This window comes from Endozoicomonas sp. (assembly GCF_965196975.1).
Classification (GTDB): Bacteria; Pseudomonadota; Gammaproteobacteria; order Pseudomonadales; family Endozoicomonadaceae; genus Endozoicomonas.
This window is the reverse complement of sequence record NZ_OZ239981.1, coordinates 2,590,119-2,612,500: the sequence shown is the minus strand read 5'-3', so window position 1 is coordinate 2,612,500 and position 22,382 is coordinate 2,590,119. Positions and strand designations below refer to the sequence as shown.

Sequence of the window (22,382 nt, the reverse complement as noted above, 5' to 3'; positions counted from 1 at the left end):
GACCGGAGTGGACGGACCACTGGTGTTCGGGTTGTGTCGCCAGACGCATTGCCCGGTAGCTATGTTCGGACGGGATAACCGCTGAAAGCATCTAAGCGGGAAGCCCCCTTCAAGATGAGACTTCCCTGGGTACTAGATACCCCTGAAGAGCCGTTAAAGACTATGACGTTGATAGGTTGGGTGTGTAAGCGCTGTGAGGCGTTGAGCTAACCAATACTAATGACTCGTGCGGCTTGACCATATAACGCCAAAGCGATCTGCAGATATGCAGAGCCATACGCAAGAGTGTGAAGCAAGAATCAGCTTAATTACCGGATTCCAGAACTGAGAGCCTGAAGGCTTTGAGTTCAACCAGTTAAGCCTGGCGACCATAGAAGGTTAGAACCACCTGATCCCATCCCGAACTCAGCAGTGAAATGATCGATCGCCGATGGTAGTGTGGGGCATCCCCATGTGAGAGTAGGTCATCGCCAGGCACCCAATTTAAAGTGTAGAAAAAACAAAGGCTTTCCTCGGGAAGCCTTTTGTGCGTTTGGTCAGGTTCGGAATCAGTTCGGATAGTCGCCGAAATTTTTATCCGACTCAGCCTGTGCCAGGGTTTCATAGGATTGCTGCTGGTCCAGCCACGCTTTCAGGTCTTCGACCCGGTAGCGGATGGAACGTCCCAGTTTCAGAAATGGGGGCGGGGTCTGGCCAAACAGCACGCCCGATACTCTTGATTTATCCAGAGCACTTTTACAGACCCCGATGTACAACGCGGCTTCGCGGGTTGAGTAATTGATGCATTCGATGGGTGATTTCACGTCCATGCCATGGTCTCCTTTCCTGGCGATCGGATAACAGGGTTCTGTTATCCCGTAAGATGCTTCAACTGCCATGAAGCGTGTTCTTCTGCTTCCTGAACTTTCCCCGGTTTTAATGGAAAAATTTCAGGATGTCATAACCCAGTACCGGCTGTGCGTTACTGGTGGTCAGTCGCTTGCTCTGTCGGTTATGAAATAGGGTTTCGGTGGGGTCGTACATCAGGCCGTACTGCCAGCCCCTATCGGTGAGCAGGTATTTCCCTTTTTTCCCCTGTCCAGTCCATTTGATGATACGGTGTTTCTCCAGCACCTCGACCACATGCTGACGGCTTCTGCCAATAAATTTCCCCAGTTCCACCAGTGAGAAGTAATCGTCCAGCTCGTAGCGGTTCCGTTTGCGCTTTGGTTTTCTTGGTACGGGCTCGCAGTCTTCGTCTGAACCACACAGCGGCGGGTCAGCATCGTGGCTATTCAGATCCATTGGTACCGTTTCGGGGCCGGCATCGGTCCTGGGAACTAAACGATCCAGCACGGTCTGATACCACTTCACCTGCTTTACCGGAGTACCGCTGTGGTGGGACTTCCCGGTGTCGAGGATTTCACAGAACGGCGTTCCAAGGTCGGTCGGTATCCACTGCCGGTCGATCCTGGTTTGCAGTCTTGCTGCTTCCAGCCGTCGGTTTACCTCTCGGGCGTCCTGGGGTGGTGTCATCATCTGCCCGAGCTGGGTTGGGGTAAATGTCATTTGCTGAACGGGTGCGATCAGTTGTCTCTGACCCATGGCTTCCAGCGGGGAGAAACCGATCTGGCTTTTCAGTAGCCGGTCAGCGGAGAGCAGTTTCTGGTTGCCGGTAAAGCCCAGTGCTTCGGCAAAGGCGATGGCTTTCAGGGAAGTGGCCATGTTGATTTCGAGCAACACCTGCGGTGTGTAGTTCTCTCGTTGATCCAGCGCTGGCTTTTCGGATGACGGAGGTATATTGAGGGCATCCGTGAGTTGCTGTTTCCGCTTTTCATCAATGGCCTCTTGCCTGGCCTGTTTGCCTTCCTGGGTCATGGCGGACAGCAGAACGTGGTTCGCTGCATTCACCGAGAAGTGATAAACCCGTCTGGGACGGCCTCCAGAACTTTGCAACATCGATGTTGTAAAGTCCTTTCCTTCGCAAAACTCATGCTTTGCGATCTGTCGTTTAATCGCCTGAGCCACGGTTTTGGATTCCAGGTTAAAGCCACAGACGGTTTGCAGCAGCTCCTCACCGTCTACCTGTTCCTGGCCTTCAGGGTTGAGGCGAATGATACCGGCGCGTCGGATTTTCAGTTCAGCCTGATCCAGGCTGGTGATGGGGGTGGTGCTGTTTTTAGTAAGCACTGTGCTGTTCATAGTCAACGTCCTCTCGCTTCCTGCTCTTCAGCGTTGTGTGACTGCTCTGGTGTCTATCAGTGAATGCGTTCTGTTGAGTGATGGTTAGGGTACGGGTCATTTTCCTGCAGGCGTTGCAGGATCAGTCCGGTGACCAGCATGGATTGATCCCTCGCAAGGGGGCTGTGGATACCCACGGTAATGGCCACGATCAGGGCGGTCATTTCGATCATCACGGTTTCAGCATCCAGTGGCAGTCCTCCCATTCGATCGCCGATCTGGTCTGCAATGCGGATTTTTTCCGAGAGTTCCGCTTCCTCTTTGCGGGTGTTGATGCCCGCTGCGCGTTTATGTTTGATCTCCAGGGCCAGAGCCAGGTCATCGGCCGTTAATCCATCCATGGGCTGCCATTCTCCGTTGGGTTAGAAAGGAATCGAATCGTCGTAGTCGTCATACCCCTCAGCGGGTGGCGATGACGGCGGGTTCGTCTTGGCTGGGTAGCGGGTGTTCTGTGGCTGGTGATGGTTGCCGTGGTGAGCGGCGTGTTGTGGTGGCTGATGCTGCTGCTGTTGTTGTTGCTGGGCAGGCTGCTCATTCAGCTTGTCCAGGATCTGAATCTGTCCGTTGAAGCCGGTGACCACGACTTCCGTGGTGTATCGGTCCTGGCCATGATTGTCCTGCCACTTGCGGGTCTGGAGCTTGCCTTCGATGTAGAGCTTGCTGCCCTTGCGCACCAGCTGCTGGGCAATGTCTGCCAGCTTGCCGAAGGTGACGATGCGGTGCCACTCGGTTCTTTCCTGTGGCTGTCCGTTCCGGTCCTTCCATTTCTCCGAGGTAGCAAGACTGATGTTGGCCACCGCTTCGCCACCGGGGGTATAGCGCACGACGGGTTCCTGCCCGACATGCCCAACCAGGATGACTTTATTAACGCCTCTGCTCATTAAGGTTCTCCTTTAGTTCAGGGGTTTTACCGTCCAGACCGTGGCCGGTTTGCCTTTGTATTTCTCCAGGTCTTTCATGGGGACTTCCGGCAGCATGGCTTTGAAGGCGTCCTGCCATTTCACGTTACCTTTGCGGTAGGTGGGGTAGAGCTGGAATTGGCTGCCTTTGGTTTTGGCACCACCGGTCAGGTCGATCAGATCCTGTTTGGTCTTCTCTGCCAGGGCTTTGGCGGCATTCAGTGTCTGCAGGGCTAGGTGGTAGCTCTGTTCTGCTTTTTGGAAGGTGTCATCGTGTCGAACGACCGCTTCAGCGTATGGGTTGGGGAGTTGCCCTTTGTCGTGCAGTCTCTCCGCTTGCTCCAGATCGGTCTTGAATTGCTGCCAGCCTTCGATCAGGGCATGACGTCGATCGTCGTGAGCGTCGTAATAGACCCAGCGGAGGTTTTCACGGGTGCCATCGGAGCAGACAAAGATGACCCGACCCCCTTTCTGGTTTGCGACCAGCAGCTGTTGCTCCAGTTGCCAGTAGTAACCGGGTTCAATACCTTCCCCTTCGATTTGAGCGACGACTTTTGGGTTCCAGAGTTTGTGTTCGAAGATCAGTTTTCGATCCAGATCAAGGCCGTCAAAGCTGGCCAGCAGGGGCAGGCCTTCCACGGTCCGGGTGCCAGTCACCGGGAAGAGGGTTTTCATCTCCTGTGCTTCAATGATGGGACGAGCCTCAGCTTCTGCCGCGTGCCCCATATCAAAGCGGTGTTGCTGCTGGGGCGTGACCGGTGGCGTATAGCCGGTGACTTTCTGATAGATCAGTTGGTCACGGCTGATGAAGGGGCTGTCACCCATCATGGCGGGTGCTTCACTGGCGGTGAAGTGTGCCCGCCGCAAAGCCAGCCATTCAGGACTGCCCTGTTTGACATTGATCAGTTTCATTTATTGGCCTCCTGGGTGGAGTGTGGTTGGATGGAACGTGGCTGGATAGCCTGGATGTGCTGAACCTGTTGGGGGGAAAGGGGGGCTCTGCTTTCGGCGTTGATGATGATGTCTTCCACGGTGTTGCGGCCGGACTCGATACGGGCGGTCCAGTCCGGCAGGTTGCGCTGGAAGTCGTCGTCCGGGTATACCGATGGCTTTTCCGTCGGTACGTCCGGAGCATGGCCGTCCACATCGTCATCGGTGCAGGCCACGCCAAGGATGCCGACCAGTGCGATCCGCTTCAGATAGGTGACCGCAGAGGACATTTGCTGGATCTGGTTTTTGTTGCCGCTGGCGTCCACCGGACCGGAAACGGTATTGCGGATGGCGTGACAGGATACATGCCCCAGGTGGCAGGTGATGGTGATCATGCTAACGGTTACCGGTCGTGTTTCTGTGATGCCTCGTTGTCGTTCAACCTCCTTTTGTACCGCTACCTGTTCCTGCGACTGTTCAAACCAGTAGCTGAGACCCACTGTGTGCAGCACCGGTTGAACCGCCTGCACCACATCATCCATGGAGGCATAACTGTATTTCATGGTGTAGCCTTTGGTGGTGGTGAAGCTGGCGGTCTTGCTCTTTTTGACCGCAGGCAGTTCTTTTTGAAAAGTGGCAAAGGCATGGTTGAACTGCTGTTCTGCCAGCTTTGCCTGCCGCTGTTCGTAGAGTTTCATGACCCGTTCGAGGGTTTCGATATTGGCGCCGTTCTCCAGAACGCGGTTGAGCAGCTGACCCATCTCAGTAACGGGGGTGGTGTCCGGCACCGTCATTGGGTGGGTTTCCTGGGTGATACACTCCTGCACTTTCTTTTTAGCGGGCATGGCGGCGGGCCTCATCGGTGAGAATTCGGTGTCTGACGGCGAGCACCTGGTCGGCTATTTCCATGCGGAAACTTTTCTCCAGTGCTTTGGATAAGGTGTCGTGCAGTTCACACCAGGCGCGGAAATCGACGATCACCGCATCACAGGTTTTGGGGTCTTTGCGCCACGCGGCGATTTCGTCCCGGATGACCCGGTAGATCTGAAGAACCGTCATGCTCGGTGAGACCTTTTTGGCAATACGGTCTTTCAGCTGGCAGACCTTGCCGTAGTCATAGGTGTATTGATTGATGTTCAGCCAGTCGCTGATGCCGGTGATTACCGGTTCTGCCAGCCGGTTTTCATGAATCGCCTGTTGGTTAGCCACGGCAATAACCTCGCTTGCTCGCATAGTTAATGATGTCCCAGCTGGAAAGGCGGGAGTGTTCGTCACTGCAGTCATGGGCCAGCTGTTTGACAGCCAGCCAGCGAAAGCCCTGCATGGGGTGAAATTCTTCTAAGATGAGAAACTGGATCAGGGACATGGCCGTGATGAGACCAATACCTCTAACCAGGAAGGTGCCGTTGGTTTCCAGGCTTTGCTGAAAGTCGGTTTCGATTCGTTCCAGTTCGGTCTCGATACACTCTTCCAGGGTTTCTCTGGCATCGAGGGCATGAAGATGCTGGTTGAGATCACGGGTGACAGCGTCCATTAATATTCCACAGATTTATTATTTATTATCTAATCTACACACAAGGAATATAAATTTATAAATAGGGAATAGATAATATTTATCTATACTGAGAATAGCGTTGATAGATATTGACTAAACAATGTAAATGGTCACTGAATTTAGTGGCTGTAGGAGGGTTGAAGGACTGAGTGGGTTATTTCGTTATTTAAATATTGGCTTTTCGTGTGATTGAGCAGTTTATGGTTCGGAGTTCTGTTGTTTACATATCGGGATTCAAGGCGGGTTAATCACGGTCAAATAGTTTAAAGGAAACCACGGCACTTCTGGCCGTGGAGGTTATCTGGAAACCTGGTGTCATTAACGAAGTGACAGGCTATAGCCTACCGCTGTTCCTTTAAAAATCTCCATGATGTCTCCCTCATGGGTGAAATCCAGGTTGCTGTAGAGCCGGTTGATGACCCTGAGGTAGTGCTCGGTCGCGCTGAGGCGTTTCCACTCCCGCAGAACCATTCGGTCGTTATGCTGAACCAGAAGAATATCGCCGGATTGAGGCATGGTATCGACATCAATCTGTACAGAACTGCCTTCCGGAATATGCTTCTTCTCGGCATTGGTCAGATCAATCATCGTATCGTTGTCCATAATGACCAGGAAGCTGTTCGCGCTGCAGGACTCGATAATGCGGATACCGGAAGTCTCCTGGTATACCCTCCCCTTCTCCTCAATTTCTGCCCAGAATTTTTCGATGTCATCCATGGTGATCACTGGCAGTTTGTGATCTTCCGGGGCTTCTTCGCCAGTATCCAGCCAGTGAACGCTCACGCCCAATACTTCGGCCACGGCCATTTTCTGTTCCAGCTTGGGCTCGCGCTGACCATTCATCCACAGACTGACACTGGACTTACTCCAGCCTGATCGTGATGCAATCTCCAGATCCCGGATGCCGAGTTCGCTTGCCTTCTGTCGGGCTCGTTCTGACCAGTGAATCGTCACATGCATTTCCGTAGTGGTTGTTTATGGATGTAAAAAAATTTAACACGACATAACCGATGAATGTATGGGCAAGCCTCGTGGATAGTGTGAAGAATCATTGCTTTAGTTTATAAAGGTGAAATTATTTGCGATTAAAGTTTATGTGAGTAAATATAATTCGGGTAATTAAATTTAAAAATGGAATTTTGAGTGAGTCATAACGATTGAATGGAGGCACACCATGATTGACCCAGAGGAACAGGACATTCCTGAACATCCCGAGCATTGGCAGGACATTATCTGGCCAATGTGTGACCGGCCAAACCAGACCTTATCGGCTGACCACTATGAGAAGCTGTGCTGGGAGTGTCCGGATGTCGATGTTGCCGCGCAGTTGCTGAAAGCCTACCGATACATGCTGGACCAATGGAGTGAGCCCGGCCCGGGACACCGGGTGGTGAGCTTTATCAATAAGTGGATGCGTACTAACCAGCACAATGTTGATGAGGCTGATCGCTATTTTCCCAGGGAGGGCAGACGATGAAAACCTTTGGCAAGATCGAAAGTCGTTTCTGGATCAGTGATGACATTCAGTCGTTGTCCGGTGATAGCAAACTGCTCGCAGTTTACCTTTTGACCTGTGAACACAGTGACCTGAGTGGCGTCTACCGGCTACCCATGGGGTACATCACGGCGGATCTGGGCTGGACTCATACGATCACCTCACGATCTCTTGACGATCTGGCGACGATTGGATTTATCAGTCGTCGCGAGGGGTCGGACTTTATCTGCATTAATAAGTTTTTCCAGTACAACGAGCCGACCAATCAGGGGCAGTTAGAGGCACGGATCAAACATCTGGAAGAGCTGCCGGATAACCTGCCTGATCTGTCGTTACTGCTTCAGTCAATGGCTGACAAAGCCAGTGTTTATAAGGGCTCAGAGGGCATAGTTAAACGGCTGGATACGATTCGTGAACGGATCGTGAGTTCATCGTCAGATGATCGCTTAGAGAGAAAGAGAGAAAGAGAGATAGAGAGTAAGAGAGATAAACCTAAAACATATGTGCAGTCTGACGACTGCACGACCCCCAGGACGGGGGAAGTGCCACCAAGTGCCGGGAGCACAACTGGTACGACCCCCAGGACGGGGGAAGTGCCACCAAGTGCCGGGAGCACGACTGAGCAACCTGATCCGGTTACTCAGAAACCCACTGAAAAAACGGATGAGTTGTCAGCAGACTTTGAACAGTGGTGGACAAACTTCCCAAAGCGTGAGGGCAAAAAGGGCTACAGGCAGAAAACCTTCAACAAGTACCGGAAGCTGATTCGGCAAGAGGGCTTCAACTCTGATCAACTGCTGGCCAACCTGATGGCTTACCGTCGTTACTGTGACGAAACCGGTACCACCGGCACCCAGTACGTGATGACCACAGAACCCTACCTGAATAACCCTGACAACCTTAAAAATCCATGGACGGTGAACTATGCAGCAAGGCAAAGATCTTCTGTCAAACCCAGCGCGCTTGATCAATTCCTCGAAGCCAACGCAGAACACTACGCACCAGAGCAAGCGACCGGCGCAGGGTTCGCCTCCCATGGAAGAGCGCAGGAGCGCGAACGATATCACCCCGAAGCAGATTGCGGACCTGTTTGGGATCATGATCGGCCTGTACGGAGCGAAGTGGACACGGGAGCACGGTCTGGCGGATCGGACGGGGCAGTGGCTGGATACTCTGATCGACCTGCATCCGAACCAGTTGGAGCTGGGCATTCGCCGGGTGAAACGGGAGGGGAACGACTGGCCTCCCTCGGCCCCGGAGTTTCGCCGGTTCTGTCAGCCGAAGCCCGAGGACATGGGGTTGCCGGAGATGGCGAAAGCCTGGCAGGAAGCTAATGACCATGCCGGTTCACCAAACCACCACCCATGGTCCCATCGGGCGGTGTATCTGGCGGGGCGGACGGCAGGCTGGCATGAGTTGCGTTCTGCTGGCTCAGCACAGGAGTGCCGCGATGTGAAAGTGAAATTTACCAATGCCTATCAGGCTCTGACCAACCGAGTGTTGAAAGGAGAGCCACTGGAAGATCAGCTGGCCATCGAACACCGGTTTGATCCGGCGACTTACTCAAGCCAGTTGCAGCGGGAGACCATGAACGACCAGGGAATCGATCCGCTGGATGGTGAGAGTGCCAGGGCCAAGCTGATGGGGATGTTCTGATGGCCGCTGCTCTGGAACTGGTGCGCAGTTATCAGCCGCAACCGATCCTGTTGCCGGTATCGGCCAACGATGAGGCGTTCATTCTCCAACTGCAACCGGGGCAGGTGATCAGTGCCGAGTTCCGTAAGGCTCGCAATGCCCGGTTCCACCGCAAGTTTATGAAGCTGTGCAGTATCGCTTATGGCGAGTTTGAGCGGTTGCCGCAGTCACCGGTGCAGATGGCTGGCTCCAACCGCTGGGTGACGCCGTTGCCGGATTTCGACGAGTTTCGCTATTGGGCTCTGGTGCAGGCCGGTTTCTACCAGGTGATTGGCTTCCCCGACGGCAAGGTGCGGGTAAGGGCGAAGAGCATTGCTTTCAGGAATATGGAGCAGATGGAGTTTGAGAAAGTCTACTCCGCAGTGCTGGATGTGTTTCTCCGGTATGTGCTGAGTCCCAAACGGGGTTGGAGTCGTGAGAGGGTAGACCGGCTGGTTGAGCAGCTGGTGAATTTTGATTAGCGGACAGTGGTCCGGAAGAGGAAGAGCGAAGGATGGCGGCACAAGCACGGATTGAAGCAACCCTGATGGAAGAGGACAATTGCCCCTGTCTGAACTGTGGCTGGCGTTCGTATTGCCAACAGCAACGGGCAGCCTGTGGACGGTTTGTCCTCTACGTGAAATCCGGGGAAAACAGCAGCTACCCCAAACTCAGTGAACGCCAGATCCGCAGGCGCAAGCCGGGCAAATCACAGCCAGAGGTGGATGAGTTTTACTGGGCGTACCCGACCCGGGCTCTTTACTACAAGGTATTTCCGGCGGAGTTTAAAGACGATGTGCTGGCATTGTGTCGTGAGATGACGCTGACCGAAGCCGCGTTTGTGCTGAAAATCAACCGGCGCTACCTGGCCCGTAAACTCAAGGCATGGCAGACGGCCTGTGACCCGCAGCGAGCGTGACTATCTGCAGATGGTGGCACAACTGGGCTGCATTGCCTGCCGGATTAATGGTCTGGCGGGTGTCTCGGCGGAAGTGTATCATCAGCGACAGGGGACGGGCATGGGACGCAGGGCCAGCCACTTTGACACCATGCCGTTGTGCCCGGGGCATCACCGGTTTTACGACGATGCCATTCATGTGAACGCCAGCCGATTTGTCCAGCGATATGGGCAGGAGGAAGAACTGGTGCGACAGACTCGAAGTGATGTGGAATTATACCGGCAGAGTTTTGTCGGTTAGCGGATTAGGGAGTATGAACCATGCAACCACCCAAGGGAGCCAGTGGCTTTTGGATGGGAACCTATTACAAGCTGGGTAAGAACAACCGGCTCTATTACTGGGACGGTGAATGGCGGAGCAGCAGTCTCAAGGCGGACGAGTTTGTGAAGCAGATGTCAGCCAAAAAGTGCCGTTTCAACTTTCAGAACGATTAGCGGGGATGAGGGTGAACGATCACAACGAATCGTCAGGAAGTGACCCTATCCCCAGTAAGTGAGTCAACAGGAGGACGGGTATGTATCGGGCACTGGAGCAGGCACTGCTGCGCATCTTCGGGACGCCGGAGTTGATGATGAGTTCCGTCAGCTGGCATCGGGATATCAATTCTGGCTATCGGAAAACGGTCTCAGGCAGTGAGGCCAGTAGCCGGGATGAACGACTGGGGCATGACGGTCTCTGGCAGAGTCGGTTGCAGCAGGGAATGACCCCGGAGTTACACGATGTCCTGATCATCCGTTACAGTGATGATTACCCGAAACGGCTCATGGCCTGGCAGCGAATGCAGTCCCGGTTCCGCAGTGAGGAACGCCTGCCAAAACCCATTCGCAGCAATCCGGTGTTGCTGAGGCTCTGGCTGATGGTGGAACTGCAGCATCCTCAGTTGAGATCCCGAAAGGGGCGGTTTGATATCACCGGCAAAAGCGAACGGACGGTGTATCGCTGGAAGCAAGCATGCAATCGGGTGTGCAGTGAATGGATTACGCAGGCAGAAAATGAGGCTCAAGCCTTGCTGGAACAGGCGGGCAGTATCCGATACGAATAGCATCTGACCACTGACCTTGACTCAAAATGTCAGTAAACGTACGGTAAAACTCTAGGTTGGGAAAGGTCCCAAAAATTGATTCTCCACATGCGTAAATCCTTCAAAGAAACCCGGCTCTCATTGCCGGGTTTTCTATGTTTGGCTCCTCCAAACTGAACCACTAAAAAAAGGGACTTCATGTTTCACTTTTCCGCTTCGTCAAAGCGACAGTTGTCGACTTGTGATGAGCGGCTTCAGCGTGTCTTCAATAAAGTGATTGAGCATTACGACTGTACAATTATCTGTGGTCATCGAAGTGAAGCTGACCAGGCGCTGGCGTTTGAACGTGGCAAGTCGGAATTACAGTGGCCGGACAGTAAACACAACAGCCTGCCTTCCAAAGCAGTGGATGTGATGGCTTATCCCATCAACTGGTTCGACGATCAACGAGCGGCCCACTTTGCCGGTTTTGTTCTGGGCATTGCACAGGGGATGGGCATCAAACTGCGCTGGGGTGGTGACTGGGATCGGGATGGTGAAATACGGGATCACCGGTTTAAGGATTACCCTCACTTTGAGCTAATGGACGATGATTAACCTGAACCCGATGGCAGGGATAGCCAAAGAGCTGATGGGCGGGCTGGATGGCTTGTTCACCTCGGATGAAGAGCGGGCAAAAGCTGAATTGTCGTTGAATCACCAGTTACAACAACCCCACATACTGCAGGCAATGGCCAACATTGAAGAGGCCAAACATCCCTCGGTCTTTGTCTCTGGCTGGCGGCCTGCACTCGGTTGGCTCTGTGTATTGATTCTGGCCTGGACCTGGATTGTTCGTGATGCAGTGATCATCGTTTTGATGCTTGTGGATAAAGCCCAAGTGGTTCAACAGTTACCCACAGCGGACACCAGCACGGTGATTACTTTACTGCTTTGTTTGCTGGGCTTGGGAAGTGCGCGGACGCTGGAAAAACTCAAGGGCGTTGCCAGGAGATAGTCATGGGTGATGAAGACCGGTTCAATCGGATTGAACAGAAGCTGGACGGCATTACCCAGATCCTGCAGACCCTGGCCAAACACGATGAGCGCATGGTGAACCTTGCGCTTCGGGAAAAGCGCAGTGAAGAACGATTGGATTCCATTGAGAAAGCCGTGCTGAAGAACTCCACCATCAGCAGTGTGATTCAGTGGATTGCTGCCACCACCACGGCAGGCATTATCGCCTTTGCCATCAAACAGTTTTTCTGACCATGGCCAACCACAGCAAATACAAGCCAGAGATGTGCGACCAGGTGAAGGAATTGATGAGCACCGGTCTGAGCCGTAAGGCCACGGCAACGGAGATGGGCATCAGCTACAACACGTTTCTGTCGTACATCGATAAGCATGAAGCGTTTGCCGAAGCTGTGGCGCAGGCGGATGTGCTGGCCGAGGTGTTCTGGGAAGAGAAGTATATGCAGGGCGCGTTAGGTATGAACAAGGATGTCTCCCCCGCCATGCTGATCATGTACATGAAAAACCGTTACCACTGGCGGGATCGCCATGAGCAGACCGTGGTAGCGGAAAAGATACCGACGCTGGACGAATGGCTGGAAGAAAAGGACGGGTAGCTCTCGGTAAAAAAACAGCCAAAGAACGGCTGCTCACCGAGTTTACGTTCTACGCCAGCAAGTGCCTGAAGATCCGCACCAAGAGCGCGAAGGTGATTCCCTTCCAGCTGAACAAGGCTCAGCTTTACCTGGACAGCCGGATCGAAGACCAGCGACAGCGCACCGGCAAAGTAAGAATTGTGGTGCTTAAGGGCAGACAACAGGGCTGCTCCACCTATACTGAAGGCCGCTTTTACTGGCTGGTGAGCAATCGCAAGGGGTTGCGGGCTTATATCCTGACCCATGAAGCGGATGCCACCGCCAACTTGTTTGATATGGTACAAAGATACCATGAGCATCAGCCGATCTTTACCCAGAGAACGCTAAAAAACAAAAGCTCCAAGCTGTTGGAGTTTTTCCATGACTCTGGCTATCGGGTTGGAACGGCTGGCAACAAGGGGGCAGGGCGATCCTCAACGGCTCAGCTATTCCATGGATCGGAAGTGGCCTTCTGGCCCAATGCGGATGAACACCTGGCGGGTGTTTTACAGGCGGTACCTAATGAAAAAGACACTGAAGTCATATTGGAAAGCACTGCTAACGGCGTTGGAGGCGTGTTTTATGATTACGTTATGGACGCTGATGCTGGCCGTGGTGATTTTGAGCTGGTGTTTATACCGTGGTATTGGCAGGACGAATACCGCTCTGAGATCCCTGAGGACTTCCGGGCAGACGCCGACGAACAGTACCTGAAGCAGCAGTATGACCTGGATGATCAACAGCTCCAGTGGCGTCGCCAGAAAATCTATGAGCTGAAATCCGAAGACAAATTCAAACAGGAATACCCCTGCAACATCCAGGAGGCGTTTCTGTTTTCCGGTCGCCCGGTGTTCGATCCCAAACACACCGAAGCGGCCAAAGTCGAGTGTTACTCCCCAACCCAGTCCATTGAACTGACCCCCAACGGCATCAACCGGCACAAGCCGGGTCTGCTGCAGATCTGGGAGCATCCCAAACCCACTACCCAGTATGTGGTGGGATCGGATGTGGCGGAAGGGCTGGCACCGGCCAATGACCAGCACAAGCACGGTGATTACTCGACCATCGACGTGTGTGACCGTGAGGGTTACCAGGTGGCGCACTGGCATGGGCATGTGGCACCGGACGATCTGGGCAAGATGCTTAACCACCTGGGGCGTTACTACCACAATGCCCTTGTCGGCGTGGAAAGAAACAACCACGGTCTCACCACCCTGACCAAGCTGAAAGACTTGAAATACCCCAATCTCTACATGGAAACCACCGTGGACCAGCGAAGCCAGAAGCGCACCAAACGCCTCGGCTGGCAGACCACCACGAAATCCAAGCCACTGATGATCGACCACCTGGCGGCATTGCTGCGGGATGGTGAGAGTGGTATCTGCAACAAGGATACCGTCGCCGAGTGCCAGACCTATGTCATCGAAGACAACGGCGCCACTAATGCCCAGGAAGGCTGCTTCGATGACCGGGTGATCAGCTACGCCATCGCCCAGCAGATGGTGCTCAAACTCCCACGACGGAAGATCAATATCAATGAGCTGAGGTATCGCTCGCCAGGAAAGTCAGCCTACTGATGGAACGGACAATCATTCTTTTTACCCAGAAGGTGGTGGGGAACTACCCCGCCATCCTGGCCGGTCATCGCCTGGAATGGATCAGGCGCAGAGGGAAAACCAACCGATAATGGACAACGGACTGGTCAGGATCGTGACCCCGGACGAGGTGATGCAGGCGGAGCTGGATACAGCTCTGGATAACGAGCGTCGTGAACAGGCGGTGCGTGACGCCTTTGCCTCTGACCTGCAAAGCCGCTGGCAGGGATACCGGGAAGCCCGGCGGGAAGTGGAAGAAGAATGGCTTGCATCGCTTCGAGCCGTGAAAGGGGAGTATGGCCCTGAACAGATCCAAAAAAACGTAACTATTCAGCACCCAGCAAAGGCGTATTGTTGTAATTTCGAACCGCTTTAAGAAGCGCCTGAAATATGTTCAACCCCTGCTTTTTAGCAGATGATAAATAGCTTCGGATTCGGGTAAACATGGTACCTCCGTCTTCGCTTCTGAAGCAGCCTGAGATCTTCTGCTTAAGTTTGGCCATCCTGGCATCACGTTCACTGCCATTGTTATCGAAGGGAATTGAAAAGTCCGACATGAAGCGCAACGTTTCAACCTTAAACTCAATAAGCCTTTTGAACAGGTTGTAGGCCTTGGTATTCCTGACCTTCTTACGTCCAAGCACCTGTCGTTGTTTTTCCATATAAGCGGTTTCCTTCGTGAGAGCCCTTTGAAGGATTTGGTCGTATATCGTCTCAATGCGAAGCTGTATTGCACCAGGCATTTGAGTCAGACCGGCTGCTTTGTATTTCTTGCAGAAGTGCCAGGAGAGCGTAAGCAATTTCATCAGCCGCAGAGCCAGCTTATTCGCATCCCTATCGACAACTCCCTGAAGCTCTCTCAGATGATGGGCATTACAAAGCACATGCACTGCCGCATAGGCAAAGTAGGACTTCCAATGATCGTGAACCAGAATGCCTGCAAAAGTCAGCAGGATGCCCATTGCATCCATTGCTTCACAACCTCGCCTTTCTGAGAGGTAGTAAAGCGTCCATTGGTCATCTCGCATAATGTGTAACCACCACAGTGAACCGTCAACCCGCATGCCAGTTTCATCCGCTCCTGCAACCGGACTTTCTTGTAAAGCATCGCGGATACTCTGCTCAGTAGAGGCCAGGTTCTCATGGGTATAGGCAACAAAATTGGCAACAGAGCCTGCGCTGACACTCATGCAATAAATAGCATTGAAATACTCAGACACCCGGTGATATGGGATGAAGTGATACTGGTTTAAATGAACAGCCATTGCCTGAGTCACTTCTCCGTATTGAGCAGCGGCTTTCACTCCTTGGGGAAACTCAGCGGTGTTCCGTTTACCACAAGGACATACTTTAACGTCTGCCCAGTACGCGGTAACTTCAAATTCTCCGGGTCTACCTGGATCAAAAACCTGTCGCTCAATGTATTTGGTGGGTTTAATATCGATAAGCGAAGACTGGCAACAGCAACATTTTTCAACCTTCAGATGCCTGACATAATCGGGTAAGGCGACACGTCTCAAACAAGAGCCTTGATGACCTTTCTGGCCACCTGGTTTATTGCCTGAAGATGGTCTAAGGCTTTTGGGGTTCGGTGTTTCCTGTGAGGAGCAGGGGGCTTCTTTGGAAGATGTATCACCTTTATCACTCCCTTTTTTACTGGGCTTTTGATAACCATCTGACGATGGTGGCTTACTACTGTTTTGACTGTTTTTATTAACCCTTTCTTCCAGTTCGCTGCAACGTTCCCGTAAAAGCGCATTCTCGGTCCGAAGCTCTTCATTCTCTTTAAGGAGAGCTTCGGTAAACGGAGTAGCTGGGAAGTCTGGTTCCATACTGGAGATTTGTTAGAAAAATTGAGTATAAGATGATGGTCGAAAAATCAGAAAATTCCAGATTTATATGAAGGGTGCTGAATAGTTACGTTTTTTTTTTGCAAAGACGGTTTATGTCGTATTGAAAATGACACACTAAAATACCGCCTCTTACGGAGGCGAATCGGTCAGATCACCAGGGCTGTTATTATTTTTGACAGGTAAACTCTCCAACTTCCTCCCGCCCCACAACCGGCTCATAGATTGTCTCACCCATCACAAGGATCGCTCCCGGCTCTGACTGCGGTTGTTATTAGCCCCACTTTGCCGCTTGGGTATCTCACGCAGTATCAGGTTCAACTGGCTTCTCAGTTTTGAATTGAGCCAGTATTTACCTAACCATGCCATCAAACGTAGGCTGTTAACAATACTGACTTGTGAAACAAGACAAAGCAGGATATAAATTTGCCATGGAGTTTCTTGCTGATACCTGTCCCCCAGATAGTGTCAGCTTTTTTCCCCTGTTCCTCCCTCCATCATATATCCCATCCCCCCTCATACTTCTCTTTTCGACCATAGACTGACTGAAATTTCAGTAGCATCAGAAATGCAAATCCGCCGATAATAAGTATTGATACGTATCAAGGTTTTTGGATCTCGTCTGGTGAATAATTGCGCACCGTCGGAAAGCTGGCCGCTGACGGACAATGATTGCCACAAAAGGGAGATCGCCGGTTATGATGAGCATCGAAAAATACACCCAGAAAGACGGTCAAACCGGTTGGCTTGCGCATATCTCCCAGAAAAAGCGGAATCGTAAATCTTGTGCTCTGACCCGTCGCTTCAGCTCAGCACAATATGGCGATGCGGCTTTTCAGAAAGCCCTGGCCTGGGCGGAGGATCACCAGGACGAAAGGGCGCACTCCTGATGTGACCAACCTGCGACCGAGCGCCAGAGCAGTCTCGTCAATGCGCCTGGCTGCTCTTTATTGCATGGCCATGCAACGCTGTTTAATTCAATACTCCACGCTGCTGATCAATAAAGGCATCAATACAGTGCTGGCATTCATCGTTATCAATGCAGTATCGGACGTTGTAAACCGGTGCATTATCTGCCTCCAGTAATGTGCGTTGAGTGACCTCTATTTTACTGTCGGGCCGTTTCTCCTTGCAGATATGGCAAGTCCAGGCAAGCGCCTCGCCGGTCAGATGATCAAAGATCAGGTAGTCGCGCTGAACCCGTTGGTGGGTATCCAGCTCATCAAAGGTTTCAAAACAGCCGGTCCAGTCGTGGCCATGATGGGTTTCCATTAACTGGCGGGCATCATCGCGGGTGGGCGCCGTAATACGCACATAGCCCGGGTAATCGGGGTGGTCTGCACCTAAAGAGAGGTAATAATTATTCATCTTTGTTTCCTCAACAATGGTGGGAACTTGATGTGTGGAGCTTTGCACTGAACCACACTTAAATGCTGGCAGAGAAAACAGCTGCAATACCTTATTGTGCTAGTGAGCTGAACGAAACTCTTCGTTAAAGTCCCTCGCCATGGCCTGGAGGCTGACCGATAATAGCACCCGTAGCGAGGAAAACAGAAAATTTTCAGAGCAATTTTCTGGCTCCGCAGTAGGGCAGTCCATTCCCGGTCAGCACTCCTAGTGCTATGACTCGTCACTTTATCTTTATGTCCTTTAGGGTATTGTCTTTCAGCTCAGTTCACCAAGCATAAATTTGATGGGTATTACTTTCTGAGTTTTGTATAGACCACACTGTTATCACTGCCGTAAGGGTTGGGCACGTAGTCGTCTGTGTTATGGTCGTTCTCCCAGATGGTCTCATCCAGCAGATAACGGAAATGGAGGGCTTTGATGCCGGGCAGTTTTACTTTGGAGCGGAAGGCGTTTTCTTTCTTGTGGTATTTCATGGAGACGGGTTGCCACTGGTTAAAATCCGCAACCAGCGACACGGACTTGATGCCCGGTTGAGCAAACTCAAACGTCACTTCGGTTTCCGCTGTTTTTTTGATCGTTTTTTTCTTCAGCATGGCCAATCAATCCTCAAGGTTTTCACGGCGTGAAAAACTACGTTACAGCGATCACTAACCGTACAGCGATCACTAACCGTGGGCAAATGAATGTTGGTAATTCCGATTTTTACCGACCTTGAGTGGTGCAATCTGTTCTTTCTCGAGTAATGATTGCTGAAGTATGCAAAGAAATGCAATTTTTTGTATTGTAATCCTTATGTATGCTGTTTACGATGTTTTCTGGGCAAGCAGTTTTCTTCTCAAACATTACGGAACCCAGTCACATGGACGTAGATTTGGAAGCAGCTGTAGCAGACGGCACTGGCAAGCCTCAACAGGAAACAGACAGGTTAAGTTCACGGAAGGTCAATGGGGTGCTGGATAATTTTATCCCCCTGCTGGATGAGATGAGTGACCGGGAGCTTTGGGTTGTGTTTGTCAGGCTGCAACAATACCGGTTGTTAAGGGTTACCCGTTATGAACCACCCGGACATTGCCGATAGACTGGCAAAATCCATGGAGCTGGCAGGCATTGCCAGTATTCCCAAGCTGGCCCGGAAATCCGGTATTGACCAGAATTACCTCTATCGCCTGGCCAAGGGGGAAATAGGTAACCCGCAGAAGTACCTTGAAGTGTTGACCAGAGCCCTGGGGGTGAGCCCTGTGTGGTTTTCCACAGGCCGGGGTGACCCCCATGATCATGAGTCCGTGGTACACCGGGAGGATGCCTGGCAGCAGACCACCATGCTTACCAAGGTGATGGTGGTGCCCACCGAAGGCGACCTCTATGACGTGATTGCCAGGGTGCCGGATTTGTTCAACAGTCCTTACCATGCATACCGGCAGCCCAGTGCTTACCGTTTTTTTTATGTGCCGGAAATGGTGGAGTCCTTCCCCGGTTGTACCCTGCTGACCGTGGAAAAGGAACTTCGCCCGGGCCCCGGCCTGTTTCTGGCCTGGAAAACGGTTCATGGCCATAAACGGTTATTTACGTTTACCTGCACCTATTCCGGACTGGAGGTCAGCAGTACCCAGCAGCCGGACTGGGAAGTGGTTGGTCGGGTACGTAATATGGATTACTGGAAGATCGAGTTGCCTGACTGAGAGCTTCCCAGTTATCCACAAAATCCGTGGATAAACCGGTATACAACCTGTTAACCCATAATCCCACGTCGGATGTTCCGTGCAGCCCAGAGGAGGCTGAACGGTAGATCAACAGCTTTATCATTTTTTAGCCGGGTGTGGTATCCCGATAACGGTAGCCTATTCAGTTGTCCGGGCTGTCGAATGGCCACTTCCCTTGTGCTGCAAGTGATGTAAGCGATCTATAAATTTCATACAGGTACGAAACCTAATGGAGAAATTTACATCATTCGATCGCAGTACTGACACCATTACCACCATCGACCAATTCGACGTGACCAGCAGCTCTGATATTGAGTCTTTTATCCGTTCCGGGAAAATGGCAACGCAGTCATGGCAGTGCAAGGCGAGGCTCTATCCGTACCTGAAAGGGCGTAAGGATATTGTTGCAGACCGTGGCGTAGGTGGCGGCCACAATTTTTCCCTGGTGGGTGATCAGCCGCTGCTGGTCTACCTGTGGGGGCTGTATATGGCCACACTGATTCTATGCCCGCTGTTGTTCGGTTCCCACTTTGGCTGGTGGAGCGTAGATTTTACCCTGGCGTCATTACTGTTCCCGTTGAGCTTCTGCTTTCTTAATCCGGTTTCGGAGTTATACGGTCGGCGTAATGCACGACGACTGTTGAACTCGACAGTGTGGGTATTAATGACTCTGTCGATGCTGGGATGGGGGATACAGACCCTGGCGCTATGGCTGCCAGTGTTTGATCACACCGGGTTCAGCCACGAAACGCTGGTATTTGAAGAAGCGATAGGCCATTACCCACAGGCTGGTATGCTGAACTGGCCGTAGCCCTGTGGATTACCGACAACATCAATATCTGGTTTTTCCAGTTGTTTCGCCGGTGGATGAATCCGCAGTGGTTTGAGCTGCGTGCGTTTTTATCCAACAGCCTGGTTCAGGTGGTGTTCACGCCAGTGTGTGCCTTGTTTCTGTTTGGTGCCTTCTGGCAGAACCCTAAACTTCATCAGCAGGTGTGGGGCATTGCCTGGCTGAAGGTGCTGGTGGTCACTGCTGTCCGGTTAAAAAAACAGAGATCGCAGGAAATGCCTGTCCTAACTGACTTTCGGTAAAATAGCGGTTGCCGAAACAGCTACTTCACAAAAAGCAAAGGACAGGCATGAAGCATAGTAACAGCGTTTTCCATCAACTGCTCAAACACCTTCCCCGCCACCAATTCCAGAAGGCTGTTGACCGTCACAAAGGTGATCACCGCGTACGTAGTCTGCCGTGCTGGACTCAGCTTATCAGCCTGATGTTTGCCCAAATGACGGGCCGAACGTCTCTCCGTGACTTGGAGGAGAACTTCAATACCAAGCGTAATCACCACTATCACCTTGGCGTAGAGCGTATAAAGCGGTCATCCCTGTCCGATGCCAATAACAATCGCCCTTCCGCTATCTTTATGGAAACGTTCTTCTACCTTCTCGGCAAAGTCAGGGGAGAGCTACCCAGAAAAGTGGAAGAAGAGATGGTTCGCCTGATTGATTCCACAACCATTGACATGAATCTCAATCAGTTCGAATGGGCAAGCTTCCGAAGTACAAAGGCGGGCATCAAGCTGCATACCGTTTACGATCCGGATGCAGACATACCGACCTATTTTGAAATGACGGCGGCCAAGATAAATGACCGAAAAGCAGCGCACAAACTTCCCATTATACCGGGAGCAACCTATGTCGTAGACCGCGCCTACAATGATTATGGCTGGTACTACAGCTTGACGCAGCAGGGCACACGTTTTGTTGGACGCATGAAATCGAATGCTATTTATGAGGTCATTGAAAACCGGGAAACCACCGCCAGCCACATTCTGGAGGATCAGATTATTCGTCTCTCATCGGTTAAGGCTCAAAAGGATTGTCCAACAGACCTGAGAAGTGTAACGATAGTCAGAGAGGACGATGGAAAGGTGCTGTCGTTTATCACCAATGACCTTGTCAGAACGGCTCAGGAGATAGCGGATCTCTATAAATCCAGGTGGCAGATAGAACTGTTTTTCATATGAATCAAGCAGAACCTGAAGATCAAACGGTTCCTTGGGCAGAGCGAAAATGCAGTCAAAATCCAAGTGCTCTCAGCCATGATAGTCTACCTGTTGCTGAGGCTTACCCAGATCACAACACACTGTAAATTATCACTACAGCAAATAGCCCGCAGAGTCGGCCTGAACCTAACCAGTCGCTGCTCGTTGTTAGAGTTATTCACCGATCCGCCAGAGAAAAACAAAGTCAATTTACACCATAATCAGGGGAGCCTGGAGCTGGTTTATGCTTAACCGGACAGTAGTGGCTGGTGGTGGTGATTTATCTGCCGTTGTCGTCGTTGGTGGTACGTAAGGCTGGGCAGTGGGGCCAAGAGATTACCTGGTGAGTTAATAATGAGCCCGAAGATCCTATGGTCTTCGGGTTTACAAGGGGCAGCGGTTAGGCATCCATTGAGCAACTGAAATAAGACCCATTTAAAAAAGGAAGGAATGACATTTTAGGGAGCGTGTTAGGTGGGGCATACTTTATTCTAAGTGGCTTCTGAACTATTTCTTATTTGTATCAAAAATGCTGGATTACGGCGAATATGTTGTTGACTAATAGTCGTGTATTTTTAACAATTTAATTGTTTATTGTTGCATTGCAGCATAAAAGATTTTCAGGAGAGATGTTATGCTTGAGCAGATCACTGAGCAGTATCAAAAATCCATGAAACCAATGAGCGAGCTGGCTGATATTAATGCCAAGGTGTGTGAGCAGTTGTTGCAGAAGCAGACAGGCCTAATAACCCGAATGATCAAAGGCTATGTTAATTATGCTCAGTCTGCGGGTCATCCTGACGATGTGTCTGGAGTTATGGAGGCTCAAAAAGCATACGTTGAGAGCCTGCAGGATAATATTGTCACCACTGCGAAAGATACCTATGCCGTGATAACTGAAGCTCAGGAAAAAGTAGGTGAATTGATGAAAGACGCTTTCACCGAAGCTAAGGAATCTGTTGCTGATGTGACATCCAAAGCCTCCAAAGCTTCACTCAAAACTACTGCTGCTACGAATCTTAAGGTATTCGAACAGCTAATGAAGCAGCAAGCCGATTGGCTGACAGGGATGGTTAAAGACAGTGCTAGCTTTGCTCAGTCTCTGGGGCGTCATGAAGATATGTCAGGAGTCATGGAGGCTCAGAAGGAATACACTGAGAATCTGCAGGAAAAAATGGTGAACACTGCAAAAAACACCTACGCAGTCATGTCTGAAGCCCAGGAAAAAGTGGGTGAAATGATGAAAAGTGCTTTCACTGAGGCCAATAAATCGGCGGTTGATGTGAGGGCTAAAGCGGCCAAGTCTACGACAAAAACTTCAGCGGCTACCAATAAGTAGTAAAGATCACCGTAGCTCTTCTCTGAAGGGCTTTTTAACTGGCTTCAAGCTGTTATGCCTGT

The 22,382-nt window shown here is 51.6% G+C and carries 33 protein-coding genes and 2 rRNA genes (1 of these 35 only partly in view); 22 read left to right on the top strand and 13 right to left on the bottom strand.

Annotation, left to right across the window (positions count from 1 at the left end; all coding sequences use genetic code 11):
• Together ACOCLE_RS11735 and rrf are read left to right on the top strand one after the other, a co-directional pair.
• Window positions 1-241, top strand: a 23S ribosomal RNA gene (locus ACOCLE_RS11735) (it extends 2,650 nt beyond the left edge of the window).
• 119 nt (window positions 242-360) lie between these two features.
• Window positions 361-476: ribosomal RNA gene (gene rrf, locus ACOCLE_RS11730) — 5S ribosomal RNA — on the top strand.
• A 72-nt stretch (window positions 477-548) separates the two neighbouring features.
• Here the strand turns inward: rrf and ACOCLE_RS11725 are convergent.
• The 9 genes from ACOCLE_RS11725 to ACOCLE_RS11685 form a co-directional block, all read right to left on the bottom strand.
• Complete coding sequence (locus tag ACOCLE_RS11725; RefSeq protein WP_066017891.1) at window positions 549-809, bottom strand: helix-turn-helix domain-containing protein; 261 nt, start codon at window positions 807-809, stop codon at window positions 549-551.
• Between the two features lie 106 nt (window positions 810-915).
• Window positions 916-2,181 carry a hypothetical protein gene (locus ACOCLE_RS11720; RefSeq protein ID WP_419536818.1) on the bottom strand — a complete coding sequence of 422 codons (1,266 nt, stop codon included), beginning with the start codon at window positions 2,179-2,181 and terminating at the stop codon, window positions 916-918.
• A gap of 56 nt (window positions 2,182-2,237) precedes the next feature.
• Window positions 2,238-2,561, bottom strand: a complete 324-nt coding sequence (locus ACOCLE_RS11715) for a hypothetical protein (protein ID WP_419536817.1) — start codon at window positions 2,559-2,561, stop codon at window positions 2,238-2,240.
• 21 nt (window positions 2,562-2,582) lie between these two features.
• Complete coding sequence (gene ssb / locus ACOCLE_RS11710; protein ID WP_419536816.1) at window positions 2,583-3,101, bottom strand: single-stranded DNA-binding protein; 519 nt, start codon at window positions 3,099-3,101, stop codon at window positions 2,583-2,585.
• A 12-nt stretch (window positions 3,102-3,113) separates the two neighbouring features.
• Entirely contained in the window at window positions 3,114-4,031 is a 918-nt protein-coding gene (locus ACOCLE_RS11705; RefSeq protein WP_419536815.1) for a YqaJ viral recombinase family protein, read from the bottom strand.
• Entirely contained in the window at window positions 4,028-4,894 is an 867-nt protein-coding gene (locus ACOCLE_RS11700; RefSeq protein WP_419536814.1) for an ERF family protein, read from the bottom strand. Before ACOCLE_RS11700 ends, ACOCLE_RS11705 begins: the two co-directional genes overlap by 4 nt.
• On the bottom strand, window positions 4,884-5,258 hold the full coding sequence (locus tag ACOCLE_RS11695) for a hypothetical protein (RefSeq protein ID WP_139117618.1): 375 nt from the start codon (window positions 5,256-5,258) through the stop codon (window positions 4,884-4,886). The genes ACOCLE_RS11700 and ACOCLE_RS11695 overlap by 11 nt, the downstream gene beginning before the upstream one ends.
• Window positions 5,251-5,583, bottom strand: a complete 333-nt coding sequence (locus ACOCLE_RS11690) for a hypothetical protein (protein ID WP_066017888.1) — start codon at window positions 5,581-5,583, stop codon at window positions 5,251-5,253. The genes ACOCLE_RS11695 and ACOCLE_RS11690 overlap by 8 nt, the downstream gene beginning before the upstream one ends.
• 339 nt (window positions 5,584-5,922) lie before the next feature.
• A complete protein-coding gene (locus ACOCLE_RS11685; RefSeq protein ID WP_419536813.1) occupies window positions 5,923-6,564 on the bottom strand; it encodes a helix-turn-helix domain-containing protein in 642 nt (213 codons plus the stop codon).
• A gap of 214 nt (window positions 6,565-6,778) precedes the next feature.
• Here ACOCLE_RS11685 and ACOCLE_RS11680 point away from each other — a divergent pair, with 214 nt between their 5' ends.
• Entirely contained in the window at window positions 6,779-7,081 is a 303-nt protein-coding gene (locus ACOCLE_RS11680; protein ID WP_419536812.1) for a hypothetical protein, read from the top strand.
• Window positions 7,082-7,770: 689 nt separating this feature from the next.
• On the opposite strand, the gene ACOCLE_RS11675 is transcribed toward ACOCLE_RS11680, so the two are convergent.
• Entirely contained in the window at window positions 7,771-8,037 is a 267-nt protein-coding gene (locus ACOCLE_RS11675) for a hypothetical protein (protein WP_419536811.1), read from the bottom strand.
• Here ACOCLE_RS11675 and ACOCLE_RS11670 point away from each other — a divergent pair.
• The 12 genes from ACOCLE_RS11670 (at window position 8,024) to ACOCLE_RS11615 (ending at window position 14,352) form a co-directional block, all read left to right on the top strand.
• Entirely contained in the window at window positions 8,024-8,755 is a 732-nt protein-coding gene (locus ACOCLE_RS11670; protein WP_419536810.1) for a replication protein P, read from the top strand. The genes ACOCLE_RS11675 and ACOCLE_RS11670 overlap by 14 nt on opposite strands.
• Window positions 8,755-9,255 (top strand): DUF1367 family protein, encoded by a 501-nt coding sequence (locus ACOCLE_RS11665; protein WP_419536809.1) that lies wholly within the window; start codon window positions 8,755-8,757, stop codon window positions 9,253-9,255. Before ACOCLE_RS11670 ends, ACOCLE_RS11665 begins: the two co-directional genes overlap by 1 nt.
• A gap of 32 nt (window positions 9,256-9,287) precedes the next feature.
• Entirely contained in the window at window positions 9,288-9,692 is a 405-nt protein-coding gene (locus ACOCLE_RS11660) for a hypothetical protein (protein ID WP_419536808.1), read from the top strand.
• A complete protein-coding gene (locus ACOCLE_RS11655; RefSeq protein WP_419536807.1) occupies window positions 9,673-9,972 on the top strand; it encodes a Ref family recombination enhancement nuclease in 300 nt (99 codons plus the stop codon). The genes ACOCLE_RS11660 and ACOCLE_RS11655 overlap by 20 nt, the downstream gene beginning before the upstream one ends.
• Window positions 9,973-9,992: 20 nt before the next feature.
• Window positions 9,993-10,166, top strand: coding sequence for a hypothetical protein (locus tag ACOCLE_RS11650; protein ID WP_419536806.1), 174 nt, complete (start codon window positions 9,993-9,995; stop codon window positions 10,164-10,166).
• A gap of 80 nt (window positions 10,167-10,246) precedes the next feature.
• Window positions 10,247-10,774 carry a hypothetical protein gene (locus ACOCLE_RS11645; RefSeq protein WP_419536805.1) on the top strand — a complete coding sequence of 176 codons (528 nt, stop codon included), beginning with the start codon at window positions 10,247-10,249 and terminating at the stop codon, window positions 10,772-10,774.
• A 177-nt stretch (window positions 10,775-10,951) separates the two neighbouring features.
• Window positions 10,952-11,350 (top strand): hypothetical protein, encoded by a 399-nt coding sequence (locus ACOCLE_RS11640; protein ID WP_419536804.1) that lies wholly within the window; start codon window positions 10,952-10,954, stop codon window positions 11,348-11,350.
• Window positions 11,343-11,750 carry a 3TM-type holin gene (locus ACOCLE_RS11635; protein WP_419536803.1) on the top strand — a complete coding sequence of 136 codons (408 nt, stop codon included), beginning with the start codon at window positions 11,343-11,345 and terminating at the stop codon, window positions 11,748-11,750. Before ACOCLE_RS11640 ends, ACOCLE_RS11635 begins: the two co-directional genes overlap by 8 nt.
• Window positions 11,751-11,752: 2 nt before the next feature.
• Window positions 11,753-12,001: a hypothetical protein gene (locus tag ACOCLE_RS11630; RefSeq protein WP_419536802.1), complete on the top strand. Its 249-nt coding sequence runs from the start codon at window positions 11,753-11,755 to the stop codon at window positions 11,999-12,001.
• 2 nt (window positions 12,002-12,003) lie between these two features.
• Window positions 12,004-12,363, top strand: coding sequence for a hypothetical protein (locus ACOCLE_RS11625; protein WP_419536801.1), 360 nt, complete (start codon window positions 12,004-12,006; stop codon window positions 12,361-12,363).
• Window positions 12,339-13,958, top strand: a complete 1,620-nt coding sequence (locus ACOCLE_RS11620) for a hypothetical protein (RefSeq protein WP_419536800.1) — start codon at window positions 12,339-12,341, stop codon at window positions 13,956-13,958. Before ACOCLE_RS11625 ends, ACOCLE_RS11620 begins: the two co-directional genes overlap by 25 nt.
• Before the next feature lie 109 nt (window positions 13,959-14,067).
• The gene (locus tag ACOCLE_RS11615; protein ID WP_419536799.1) at window positions 14,068-14,352 is read left to right on the top strand and encodes a hypothetical protein; all 285 of its coding nucleotides are present in this window, start codon (window positions 14,068-14,070) and stop codon (window positions 14,350-14,352) included.
• Here ACOCLE_RS11615 and tnpC read toward each other — a convergent pair.
• Complete coding sequence (gene tnpC, locus ACOCLE_RS11610; protein ID WP_419533942.1) at window positions 14,303-15,808, bottom strand: IS66 family transposase; 1,506 nt, start codon at window positions 15,806-15,808, stop codon at window positions 14,303-14,305. The genes ACOCLE_RS11615 and tnpC overlap by 50 nt on opposite strands.
• A gap of 716 nt (window positions 15,809-16,524) precedes the next feature.
• On the opposite strand from tnpC, the gene ACOCLE_RS11605 reads away from it, so the two are divergent.
• A complete protein-coding gene (locus ACOCLE_RS11605) occupies window positions 16,525-16,716 on the top strand; it encodes a hypothetical protein (protein ID WP_419533941.1) in 192 nt (63 codons plus the stop codon).
• An 82-nt stretch (window positions 16,717-16,798) separates the two neighbouring features.
• Here ACOCLE_RS11605 and ACOCLE_RS11600 read toward each other — a convergent pair whose 3' ends face one another.
• Window positions 16,799-17,194, bottom strand: coding sequence for a hypothetical protein (locus tag ACOCLE_RS11600; RefSeq protein ID WP_419533940.1), 396 nt, complete (start codon window positions 17,192-17,194; stop codon window positions 16,799-16,801).
• Between the two features lie 332 nt (window positions 17,195-17,526).
• Complete coding sequence (locus ACOCLE_RS11595) at window positions 17,527-17,829, bottom strand: isoamylase early set domain-containing protein (RefSeq protein ID WP_419533939.1); 303 nt, start codon at window positions 17,827-17,829, stop codon at window positions 17,527-17,529.
• A gap of 266 nt (window positions 17,830-18,095) precedes the next feature.
• Between ACOCLE_RS11595 and ACOCLE_RS11590 the strand changes: the two genes are divergently transcribed.
• From ACOCLE_RS11590 to ACOCLE_RS11565, 6 genes are all read left to right on the top strand, one after another.
• The gene (locus tag ACOCLE_RS11590) at window positions 18,096-18,314 is read left to right on the top strand and encodes a hypothetical protein (protein WP_419533938.1); all 219 of its coding nucleotides are present in this window, start codon (window positions 18,096-18,098) and stop codon (window positions 18,312-18,314) included.
• The gene (locus ACOCLE_RS11585) at window positions 18,289-18,915 is read left to right on the top strand and encodes a helix-turn-helix domain-containing protein (protein ID WP_419533937.1); all 627 of its coding nucleotides are present in this window, start codon (window positions 18,289-18,291) and stop codon (window positions 18,913-18,915) included. The genes ACOCLE_RS11590 and ACOCLE_RS11585 overlap by 26 nt, the downstream gene beginning before the upstream one ends.
• A gap of 250 nt (window positions 18,916-19,165) precedes the next feature.
• Window positions 19,166-19,747: a hypothetical protein gene (locus tag ACOCLE_RS11580; protein ID WP_419533936.1), complete on the top strand. Its 582-nt coding sequence runs from the start codon at window positions 19,166-19,168 to the stop codon at window positions 19,745-19,747.
• 56 nt (window positions 19,748-19,803) lie between these two features.
• The gene (locus ACOCLE_RS11575; RefSeq protein ID WP_419533935.1) at window positions 19,804-20,028 is read left to right on the top strand and encodes a hypothetical protein; all 225 of its coding nucleotides are present in this window, start codon (window positions 19,804-19,806) and stop codon (window positions 20,026-20,028) included.
• Between the two features lie 47 nt (window positions 20,029-20,075).
• Entirely contained in the window at window positions 20,076-20,963 is an 888-nt protein-coding gene (locus tag ACOCLE_RS11570) for an IS4 family transposase (RefSeq protein WP_419533934.1), read from the top strand.
• 652 nt (window positions 20,964-21,615) lie between these two features.
• Complete coding sequence (locus ACOCLE_RS11565; RefSeq protein WP_419533933.1) at window positions 21,616-22,320, top strand: phasin family protein; 705 nt, start codon at window positions 21,616-21,618, stop codon at window positions 22,318-22,320.
• The last annotated feature ends 62 nt before the right edge of the window (window positions 22,321-22,382 follow it).